This window comes from Actinomadura sp. 6K520 (assembly GCF_004349245.1).
GTDB lineage: Bacteria > Actinomycetota > Actinomycetes > Streptosporangiales > Streptosporangiaceae > Spirillospora.
The window spans coordinates 23,993-34,051 of sequence record NZ_SMLC01000076.1; the positions used below are offsets into that span (position 1 = coordinate 23,993).

The 10,059-nt window shown below is 73.5% G+C and carries 8 protein-coding genes and 1 tRNA gene; 6 read left to right on the forward strand and 3 right to left on the reverse strand.

Annotated elements, in window-relative coordinates; translation table 11 throughout:
* Positions 1-82: 82 nt before the first annotated feature.
* A complete protein-coding gene (selD, locus tag E1289_RS20560) occupies positions 83-1,075 on the reverse strand; it encodes a selenide, water dikinase SelD (RefSeq protein ID WP_131982541.1) in 993 nt (330 codons plus the stop codon).
* Positions 1,076-1,251: 176 nt separating this feature from the next.
* Between selD and E1289_RS20565 the strand changes: the two genes are divergently transcribed.
* Both E1289_RS20565 and E1289_RS20570 read left to right on the forward strand, forming a co-directional pair.
* Positions 1,252-3,093, forward strand: coding sequence for an AMP-dependent synthetase/ligase (locus tag E1289_RS20565; protein WP_131982543.1), 1,842 nt, complete (start codon positions 1,252-1,254; stop codon positions 3,091-3,093).
* Positions 3,094-3,103: 10 nt separating this feature from the next.
* Positions 3,104-3,197: transfer RNA gene (locus tag E1289_RS20570), tRNA-Sec, on the forward strand.
* 57 nt (positions 3,198-3,254) lie between these two features.
* Here the strand turns inward: E1289_RS20570 and E1289_RS20575 are convergent.
* Positions 3,255-4,151, reverse strand: a complete 897-nt coding sequence (locus E1289_RS20575) for a sulfotransferase (RefSeq protein ID WP_131982545.1) — start codon at positions 4,149-4,151, stop codon at positions 3,255-3,257.
* Between the two features lie 161 nt (positions 4,152-4,312).
* Positions 4,313-4,636 carry a DUF4333 domain-containing protein gene (locus tag E1289_RS20580; protein ID WP_131982547.1) on the reverse strand — a complete coding sequence of 108 codons (324 nt, stop codon included), beginning with the start codon at positions 4,634-4,636 and terminating at the stop codon, positions 4,313-4,315.
* Positions 4,637-4,818: 182 nt separating this feature from the next.
* On the opposite strand from E1289_RS20580, the gene fdhD reads away from it, so the two are divergent.
* From fdhD to E1289_RS20600, 4 genes are all read left to right on the forward strand, one after another.
* Positions 4,819-5,631, forward strand: coding sequence for a formate dehydrogenase accessory sulfurtransferase FdhD (fdhD, locus tag E1289_RS20585; RefSeq protein WP_131982549.1), 813 nt, complete (start codon positions 4,819-4,821; stop codon positions 5,629-5,631).
* A gap of 153 nt (positions 5,632-5,784) precedes the next feature.
* Entirely contained in the window at positions 5,785-6,720 is a 936-nt protein-coding gene (locus E1289_RS20590) for a metal-dependent hydrolase (RefSeq protein WP_131982551.1), read from the forward strand.
* 51 nt (positions 6,721-6,771) lie between these two features.
* Positions 6,772-8,451 carry an SDR family oxidoreductase gene (locus E1289_RS20595; RefSeq protein WP_131982553.1) on the forward strand — a complete coding sequence of 560 codons (1,680 nt, stop codon included), beginning with the start codon at positions 6,772-6,774 and terminating at the stop codon, positions 8,449-8,451.
* 55 nt (positions 8,452-8,506) lie between these two features.
* The coding region (locus tag E1289_RS20600) for an NAD(P)/FAD-dependent oxidoreductase (protein ID WP_131982555.1) at positions 8,507-10,059 on the forward strand (1,553 nt) is incomplete at its 3' end.

Genomic DNA, 10,059 nt, shown 5'->3' on the forward strand with positions numbered 1-10,059 from the left:
CTCCCTCCCCCGGCCGCCGGGGCCTGTCACCGCGAGGCCCTACCCACGGCGGGATCGGTGACACGGGGGCCGGACGCGGGCGTCAGCGCACGACCAGCGCGCGGCGCCCGGGCGGGACCAGCTCGCCGATGACGGGCGCGCCGGGGACCTCGCCGGCGATCAGCAGGCCGCCGGAGATCTGCGCGTCGGCGAGCAGCAGCCGCTCCTCCTCGCCGATCCGGCGGAAGTCGGTGTGCGGGGTGACCCACGCGAGGTTGCGCCGCGACCCGCCGGGGACGAAGCCGTCGCGGACGGCGGCCCGCGCCCCGTCCAGGTAGGGCACGGCGGAGGCGTTCACCACGGCCGTGACCCCGCTCGCCCTCGCCAGCTTGTAGAGGTGGCCGAGCAGCCCGAAACCGGTCACGTCCGTCGCGCAGGCGACGCCGCGCTCCAGGGCGGCCAGGCCGGCGGCGGCGTTGAGCGCCGTCATCGTCTCCACCGCGTGCGGGAAGACCTCGCCCGTGGTCTTGTGGCGCGCGTTGAGGACGCCGATGCCGAGCGGCTTGGTCAGCGACAGCGGGAGGCCGGGGCGCGCGGCGTCCAGACGCAGCAGCCGGCCGGGGTCGGCGACTCCGGTCACGGCGAGGCCGTACTTCGGCTCGGGGTCGTCGGCGCTGTGCCCGCCGGCGATGGCGCAGCCGGCGAGCGCGGCCTGGTCCCGCCCGCCGCGCAGGACCTCGCGGGCCAGCTCGGCGGGCAGCGCGTCGCTCGGCCAGCCGAGCAGGTTGAGGGCCATCACCGGCGCGCCGCCGACCGCGTAGACGTCCGACAGCGCGTTCGCGGCGGCGATGCGGCCCCAGTCGTAGGCGTCGTCGACGACGGGGGTGGAGAAGTCCGCGGTGGAGACCACGGCGCGGCCGCCCTCGATCCGCACCACGGCGGCGTCGTCGCCGTCCGGGCCGCCCAGCACGAGCGGGTCGCCTCCGCCGGTGAGGCCCGTCACCATCCGCTCCAGTTCCGCCGGAGGGATCTTGGACGCGCAGCCACCGCCGTGCGCGTACTGCGTGAGGCGGGCGACGGGGGTGAGGCGGGTCACCGCCTGATTTAACGCACAACTACCGCAAATGATCAAGAAACGGACGGTACGCGGGCGGTCACCCAGGGCCTAGATCGCTTCCCGACCAGCCGGGAAATCCCCCGAAACACTTGTCCGAACCGCGTTCGGCGTGGTGCGATTCACTATGCAAGTCATCACTTACTAATAGGGGCGACATGGGGATCCAGGAAGAGCAGGCCGAACTCGACAAGGCCCTCGCGGGACAGACGATCTGCACCGGCCTCGCCGAGACCGCCGAGCGGCACGGCGACCTGCCGGCCTACTCCGACCGCGTCGACGGCGAGTGGAGGACACTGACCTGGGCCGGCACCCGCACCCGGGCCCTGGAGACGGCCGCGGGCTTCGCGGCCCTCGGCCTCGAAGCGGGCGACGTGGTCGCGCTGATGATGCCGAACCGCTCCGAGCACATCCTGGCCGACCTCGGCGCCGTCCACGCCGGCGGCATCCCCACCACGGTGTACGCCACCCTCGCGCCCGACCAGATCGCGTTCGTCGCCGGCGACTGCTCCGCGAAGTACGCCGTCCTCAACGGCAGGGACCAGCTCGACCGCTGGGAGCCGGTCCTGGACCGCCTCCCCGAACTGCGCAAGGTCATCGTGGTGGAGGCGGCCGACTGCCCCGCCGGCGACCGCTACCTGTCCTGGGACGCGTTCACGGAGCTGGGCCGCAAGGAGCTCGCCGCCGACCCGGCCGCCATCGACCGCCGCTGGCAGGCCGTAAAGCCCGAGGACACCGTCACGCTGCTCTACACGTCCGGCACGACGGGCGACCCCAAGGGCGTCCTCATCACGCACTCGATGGTGCTGCACGAGGGCGCGATGGTGAAGCGCAGCTCGGTGCTGCCCGACCACCCGGCCGGCGTCTCCTACCTGCCGTTCGCGCACATCGCCGACCGCGTCCTCAGCTACTACCTGCCGGTGCGGATCGCCTCCCACATCCACTTCTGCCCCGACCCCGCCCAGCTCACCTCGATCCTCCCCCAGGTCCGGCCGCACTCGTTCTTCGGCGTGCCCCGCGTCTGGGAGAAGATCATGGCGGGCATCCAGGCGGTCCTGGCGGCCGAGCAGGACCAGGCCAAGAAGCAGGCCGTCGCCGCCGCCCTCGACGCCGGCCGCGCCTACGTCCAGGCCCAGGAGTTCGGCAACACGCTCACCCCCGAGATCACCGCCGCGTTCGAGCAGGCCGACGCGGCGGTCCTCACCCCGATGCGGGCCATGCTCGGCCTGGACCGCGTCGTGCAGGCGTCCAGCGCCGCCGCCCCGCTGCCCGTCGACGTCGCCCGCTTCTTCGCCGGCCTCGGCTTGAAGATCTTCGACGCCTACGGGATGACGGAGACCACCGGCGCCGTCACCGCCAACCTCGCCCACTCCTTCAAGCTCGGCACGGTCGGCCGTCCCTTCGCCGGCGTGGAGCTGAGGCTCGCGGAGGACGGCGAGATCCTCGTCCGCGGCGCCACCTGCACCCCCGGCTACCTGGGCCGCCCCGACGCGACCGCCGAACTGATCGACTCCGACGGCTGGGTCCACACCGGCGACGTCGGCCGCCTCGACGACGACGGCTTCCTCAGGATCGTCGACCGCAAGAAGGAGCTCATCATCACCGCCGGCGGCGAGAACATCGCCCCGTCCATGATCGAGAACCATCTCAAGGAGCACCCGCTCATCGGCCAGGCCCTCGCCTTCGGCGACCGCCGGCCCTACGTCGTCGCGCTCATCACCCTCGACGGCGAGGTCGCCCCCGTCTGGGCCGCCGCCCACGGCATCGACACCACCGACCTGGCCGCCCTCGCCGAGAACCCCCTCGTCCTGGAGGAGGTCACCAAGGCCGTCGAGGACGCCAACGCCCGCCTCGCCCGCGTCCAGCAGGTGAAGAAGTGGCGCCTGCTGCCCGCCGAGTGGACCGCCGAGAGCGAGGAGCTCACCCCGACCCTCAAGCTCAAGCGCCGCGTCGTCCACACCAAGTACTCCGCGGCCATCGAGGACCTCTACGGCGGCTAAGATCAACGGCGGAGGCGTGTGAGCGCCTGGTGGCCTCCCCGGCCTTCAAAGCCGATGGTCCCGAGGATCTCGGGACGGCGGGTTCGATTCCCGTACGCCTCCGCGGGCTCCGGCGGGCCCGGGCCGCTCCGGCCCGGGCCCGCCGTCTCACGTCCGCGGTGTCACGGGGCGTCGAGGTAGTTCCAGGCGCGGGCGATGTCCCGCAGTTCGGGCGGGACCGTGTCCGCCGCGGGCAGCGGGCGGGCGGGCTGGATCTCGCCGGACTTGAGCTTGGCGCCCCAGTCGCCGAAGGCGGCGCGGTAGGGGCCGTGGCTGAGCCGGCCGTAGTCCAGCATCCCGGGTTCCCACTCCACGCCGAGGTAGGAGCAGATCTCCGTGGTCACGCGCTCGGGCTCGGCCGTCAGGTCCTCGTACCGGACGGTGAGGCCGGAGAGCGCGTTCCTGGCCTCCTCGATGTGCTCGGCGTAGCGGAGGATCTCCGGGACGACCTTCTCCGGCACCGAGCCCTTGCGCCTGGCCAGGACCGACTCGACGATCGAGGCGGGGTGGCGCAGCAGGAAGAGGTAGCGCGCCTCCGGCCACGCGGCGGCCAGCCGGCGCCACATCAGGGCGTTGGACGGCGTCTTCTCCACGATCTGCGTCTTGCCGCTGCGCCGGAGCTCGTACGAGAGCACGTTGTCCCAGAGCATGTACTGCAGCTCGTGGACGTCCAACTCCAGCTCGCCCATGATGTCGTGGGTGAACTCGCGGCCCGGCTTCACCCGGAGGTGGCGCAGGTGGAGTTCGTGCGGCGCGCGGATCTGCGAGTGGCTGTTGAGGAGCACGCGGAGCAGGGTGGACCCCGAACGCACCGAGCACAGCACGAAGACCGGCGACTCCACGAGCCGGGGAACCTTCGAGGGGACGATCGAGCTCTCCTCGTCCTCGCCCGGGGGCGTCACCGACGCTCCGTCCGGCCCTTGCACGCGGCCCGGCGGCCGCAGGGCCGCCGCGAGGAGGGTCCCTCGGCGCTTGAGTCCGGTTGCGACCTGGTTCTTCTTCCCTGGTGACGTGCTCATGATGGGGTGCCGGATACCACTCTCTGCTGGGCGGTAGGGGGTGAGGACCCAAATCTAGACGGTTCCTCGCCAGAAGGCCCACACACCTCCCGATTCCCATGCTGAACCCCATTCACCCCTCGGGGCCGCCGGCCGGGCTCCCCCGCCCGGCCGGCGGGCCGCTACGCCTCCTTCATCGTGAAGTTGACCTGGTCCCCGTCGACGGAGGTCACGGTCACGATCATGCGGTACTCGCGGCCCGTGGCGTCGCGGACGGTGCACTCGAGCGTGGCGCCGACCTCGCCCTTGAGGCTCTCCGGGCACTCGCTGGTGGCCGGGCCGATGCCGGCGTCGTCGAACGGCGGGCTGAACTTGGCGTCGAGCTGCTCCTCGACCTTGGCCGCGGAGACGGTCCTGGTGACCTCGACGGACTTGGTGACCTCGCATCCGGCGGTGGAGAGCACGAGGCCGCCGAGCAGGGCGGGCAGGACAAGGAACTTGCGCATCGGTGTAGCTCACTCCTGAGTGGTCGCGGCGTCCCCTGCGGGCCGCCTGATGCACTCTGATGATCGATCTCCGGGGCGGCCCGGTACCAGGGCGTCCGGTCCCGAGAAGAAAGGGACACAAATCGGGACGTATCGGAGAGAACTTTCTCGTTACCGCCGGGTTTCCCGGGTACCTTCACGCCATGGGGCGGATCACCGTGCGCAGGCCCGTGCTGCGGCTCAGTACCTCCGGGTCGCGCGGGCGCCGGCCGGACACGCTCGCGGTGGAGGAGCCGCTGGAGATCCGCGTCGCGGGCAAGGCCCTCACGATCACGATGCGGACGCCCGGGCACGACTTCGACCTCGTCGCCGGCTTCCTGGCGGCCGAGGGCGTGATCGGGGGCGCGGACGACCTGGCGACGATGCGCTACTGCGCCGACACCGCGGAGCAGAACACGCTGGACGTCGCGCTCGCGCCCGGGGTGCCGCCGCCGGACGACTCCATGACCAGGGCGTTCACCACGACGAGCGCGTGCGGGGTCTGCGGGAAGTCGAGCGTGGAGGCGCTGCGCGCCGACCGGCCCTACGAGGTGGGCGAGGATCCGGTGCGGCTCACCCCCGGCGTCCTCGCGGCGCTTCCGGGCCGGCTGCGCGAGGCGCAGCGGGTCTTCGACCGGACGGGCGGCCTGCACGCCGCGGGCCTGTTCGACGCCGGCGGCGAACTGCTCGCGCTGCGGGAGGACGTCGGGCGGCACAACGCGGTCGACAAGGTCATCGGGTGGGCGCTGCGCCAGGGTCGGCTGCCGCTCGCCGGGACGGTGCTCATGGTGAGCGGGCGCGCGTCGTTCGAGCTGACCCAGAAGGCGATGACGGCGGGCGTGCCGGTGCTGGCGGCGGTCTCGGCGCCGTCGTCGCTCGCGGTCGATCTCGCCGAGGACGCGGGGATGACGCTCGTCGGGTTCCTGCGGGGTGAGACGATGAACGTCTACACGGGGGCAGAGCGCGTCGCTCCGTGAGGCCCCACTTGTCATCACGGACCGAAAACCAAGCGGTAACTTGTTGGGTCCTTCTCAAGAAACCTGCGGCCCACTCGAGTTGACTCGTGCACCAATGGACACACGTGTGCGCACACCCGCGCCGCGTGCCGGCACGTGGAAGCGAGGGACGGGATGACGAGGCCCCTGACAGGCGGCGGACCGGCGTCCGGGATCGACGAGCGCCATCCGCCGATCAAGCCTCGGCGCGTGTCCTTCGACTGGTCGGACACGCCGCTGCACTGGGTGCCCGGCGACCCGGTCGCCACCCACATCATCAACTCGTTCCACATCGTCCTGCCCGAGGGCGAGAAGTGGTTCATCCAGTGCGTGAAGGACGCCCGCCCCTACATCAAGGACGAGCGGCTCCAAGAGGAGATCAGGGGATTCATCGGCCAGGAGATGGTGCACGCCCGCTCCCACCAGGGCGTCCTCGACCAGATCCTGGAGGCCAACGGGATCGACGTCTCCAAGATCACGGACGCGGCGGCCAAGGGCAACGCGGACCGGCCCGCCCAGATGGCGGCGCTGAAGGAGAAGAACCCGCGGGCGTGGCGGCGCCGGCTGCGGTTCGAGCTGGCCGCGGTCGCCGCGATCGAGCACTACACCGCCGTCCTCGGCCAGTGGATCATGGACAACGACCGGTTCGAGAAGGCCGGGGTCGACCCGACGATGCTGGACCTGCTGCGCTGGCACGGCGCGGAGGAGGTCGAGCACCGGTCGGTCGTGTTCGACGTGTACAAGGCGTTCGGCGGCGGCTACCTCACCCGCGCGGCCGCCTGGGTGGTGTCGCTGTTCTTCCTGTACTGGGCGCTGATCGGCGGCTCCCTGTACCTGCTCAAGCAGGACCCCACGATCAAGAAGCGGGTGACGCCGCTGCGCGTGTACCGGTCGTACCGGCGGTCCGTGCGGCTGGGGCACGTCCCAGGCATCTTCCGGCTGCTGCTCGGTGAGGCTCCCGTCTACCTCAAGCCGAGCCACCACCCGTCCAAGGTGTGCTCGACGCCGCGGGCGCTGGAGTACCTGATGCAGTCCCCCGCCGCCAAGGCCGCGGGCTACGACCCCTACTAGAGTCCCCTAGACTCCCCTGACCCCCTCCCTAGCCCCCAGAGACACAACGACATGACACCCCCGGCGTCCCCCGTCACCCGGCGGCGGGTCCGCGGCGACGGCGTCGACCTCGCCGTCTACGAGCAGGGCGACCGGTCGCGTCCGACCGTCCTGCTCGTCCACGGCTACCCCGACACCCATGCCGTCTGGGACGAGGTCGCCGAGCGGCTCGCCGGGCGGTTCCACGTCGTCCGGTACGACGTGCGCGGGGCCGGGGCGTCCTCCCGGCCGGCGGGGCGCAGGCGCTACGCCTTCGAGTACCTGATGGCCGACATGCAGTCCGTGCTGGACGCCACCGCACCCGACCGCAAGGTGCATCTGGTCGGACACGACTGGGGCTCCATCCAGTCGTGGGAGGCGGTCTGCACGATGCCGGACCGCTTCGCCTCCTTCACCTCGATCTCCGGGCCGTGCCTGGACCATGCGGGGCACTGGATGCGCCGCAACCTCACCCGCCCGGCGCCGTCGAACCTCCGGCGGGCGGCCGGGCAGGCGGCGCGGTCCTGGTACATCTACCTCTTCCAGACGCCGCTGCTGCCGGAGCTGATGTGGCGGGCCGGGTTCTCCAGGGTGTTCACCCGCGCGCTGGAACTGGGCGAGGGCATCCCCGCGCGCCCCGGGCATCCGGCGAAGAGCCTGGCGCGCGACGGCGCGTCCGGGACCGGGCTGTACCGGGCGAACATGGTGCGGCGGCTGCGCCGGCCGCTCGACCGGCGGACGGACGTGCCGACGCAGGTCATCGTCCCCACCGGGGACCTGTTCGTCTCGCCGCACCTGGTGGGCGGGCTCGCCCGCCGCGTGCCCAACCTGTCGATCCGGTCCGTCGCGGCCGGTCACTGGGTGCCGCGCAGCCATCCGGACGCCGTCGCACGCTGGATCGGCGAGCACATCACCGGCGTCCAGGGCGGCCCCCTCTCCGCGGCCGAGTCCCGCGCGCTGCGCGGGGCCAGGGCGGTCGAGGGGCGGCGCGCCTTCGACGGTTCCCTCGTCGTCGTCACCGGCGCGGGCGGCGGAACCGGGCGCGCGACCGCGCTGGCGTTCGCCGAGCGCGGCGCCGAGGTCGTCGCCGCCGACCTCGACCCGGCCGCCGCGCGGCGGACCGCGGAACTCGCCGGGCTGATCGGCCCGGCAGGGCACGCCTACGCGGTGGACGTGTCCGACCCGGCCGCGATGGAGGACTTCGCCAAGTCGGTGATGCACGAGCACGGGGTGCCGGACGTCGTCGTCAACAATGCGGGGACCGCACTGGCCGGGTCGTTCTTCGACCAGTCCGCCGAGGACTGGAAGGCGGCATTGGACACCAACATCTGGGGTGTCATCCACGGCTCGCGGCTGTTCGCCGCGCAGATGGCTGAGCGCGGGCAGGGCGGTCACATCGTCAACGCGTTGTCCGCCGCCGCGTTCTCGCCGTCCCGGCCACTGCCCGCCTCCGCCACCGGCGAGGCGGCCGCGCTGATGCTGTCCGAACGCCTGCGCGCCGAGCTGAAGGGCAAGGGCATCAGGGTCGGCGCCGTCTGCGCGCCCGGCGGCGGCCCGCGGCACGGCCCCGGCCCGGACGAGGTCGCGAAGCGGATCGTCGCCGCGGTCCGCGCCGACCGGGCCGTCGTCCCGGTCACGGCCGGGGCGCGCCTGGGCCGGGCGGCCTACCGCGTGTGCCCCCGCCTCGTGCGCCGCCTGGCCCTCCGGGGCTGAAAACCGCCGTCCCGGGTACCCGTAGGGCGTCGCCCACCGGGAGGGACGGTACCGCATGGCGGACGCCGTGGTCATCGGAGCGGGGCCCAACGGGCTCGTCGCCGCCAACGTGCTGGCCGACGCCGGCTGGGACGTGGAGGTCCTCGAAGCGCAGCCCGAACCGGGCGGGGCCGTCCGCAGCGACCGGGGCGTCCACCCCGACTACGTCAGCGACGTGTGCAGCGCGTTCTACCCGCTCGGTGTCGCGTCCCCCGCGATGCGCGCCCTCGGCCTCGAACGGCACGGGCTGCGCTGGCGGCACGCGCCCGCCGTCCTCGCGCACCCGCTGCCGGACGGGCGGTGCGCCGTCCTCGAACGCGACCCGGACGCGACCGCCGCCGGGCTCGACGCGTCCGCCCCGGGGGACGGTGCGGCGTGGCTGCGGCTCTGCCGGCTCTGGGACGAGATGGGCGACCCGCTCCTGCGCGCCCTGCTCACGCCGTTCCCGCCCGTCCGCGCCGCGTTCCCGCTGGCGGTGTCGGCGCGGCGCGCGGGCGGGCTCCGCGTCGTGCGCTCCCTGCTGTCGCCCGCGCGCACGTTCGGCGAGCACGAGTTCACCGGGCCCGGCGGCCCGCTGATGCTCGCCGGCGGGGCGCTGCACACCGACATGGCCCCGGAGACGGCCGGCGGGGCGCTGTTCGGCTGGCTCCTCGCCATGATCGGGCAGCGGTACGGCTGGCCGGTGGCCGAGGGCGGCGCCGGTGAGCTGACGGCGGCGCTGGTGCGGCGGCTGGAGTCCCGGGGCGGGCGCGTCCGCTGCGACGCCCCGGTCGCGTCGGTCATCGTCCGCGGCGGCCGGGCGCTCGGCGTGCGCACCGCGTCGGGCGAGCCGGTGCGCGCCACCCGGGCGGTGCTGGCGGACGTGGCGGCGCCCCTCCTGTACGGCGGCCTCGTCGGCTGGCAGGACCTGCCCGGCACGCTCCGCGCGGACATGGACCGCTTCGACTGGGACCACGCCACGTTCAAGGTCGACTGGGCGCTGTCGGGACCGATCCCCTGGGCGTCGCCCGGCGCGGCCCGCGCCGGCACCGTCCACCTCTCCCCCGGCATGGACGCGATGAGCGGCTACGGCGCGCAGCTCGCCACCGGCCGCGTCCCGGCCGAGCCGTTCGCGATCCTCGGGCAGCTCACGACCGCGGACCCGGCGCGCTCCCCCGCCGGGACGGAGTCGGCCTGGGCCTACACGCACGTCCCCCACCGGGTGAAGGGCGACGCGGGACCGGACGGCATCACCGGCACCTGGGACGAACGCGAACGGGCCGCCATGGCCGCGCGCCTGGAGGACGCCCTGGAGCGCCTGGCCCCGGGCTTCCGCTCCCTGATCGTCGACCGCCGGATCACCGCCCCGCCCGCGTTCCGGGAGCACGACGCCAACCTGCGTAACGGCGCCCTCAACGGCGGCACCGCGATGATCCACCAGCAGCTGGTGTTCCGTCCCGTGCCCGGCCTCGGCCGCGCCGAGACCCCGGTGGCCGGCCTGTACCTGGCTTCCGCGTCCGCCCACCCGGGCGGCGGCGTGCACGGCGCGTGCGGCGCCAACGCCGCCCGCGCCGCCCTGGCCCTGGCGGG

Excerpts from the sequence above, each read along its gene's own strand:
- E1289_RS20565 (WP_131982543.1), top strand. The coding sequence starts at position 1,252 with ATGGGGATCCAGGAAGAGCAGGCCGAACTCGACAAGGCCCTCGCGGGA.
- E1289_RS20575 (WP_131982545.1), bottom strand. The coding sequence starts at position 4,151 with ATGAGCACGTCACCAGGGAAGAAGAACCAGGTCGCAACCGGACTCAAG.
- E1289_RS20580 (WP_131982547.1), bottom strand. The coding sequence starts at position 4,636 with ATGCGCAAGTTCCTTGTCCTGCCCGCCCTGCTCGGCGGCCTCGTGCTC.
- fdhD (WP_131982549.1), top strand. The coding sequence starts at position 4,819 with ATGGGGCGGATCACCGTGCGCAGGCCCGTGCTGCGGCTCAGTACCTCC.
- E1289_RS20590 (WP_131982551.1), top strand. The coding sequence starts at position 5,785 with ATGACGAGGCCCCTGACAGGCGGCGGACCGGCGTCCGGGATCGACGAG.
- E1289_RS20595 (WP_131982553.1), top strand. The coding sequence starts at position 6,772 with ATGACACCCCCGGCGTCCCCCGTCACCCGGCGGCGGGTCCGCGGCGAC.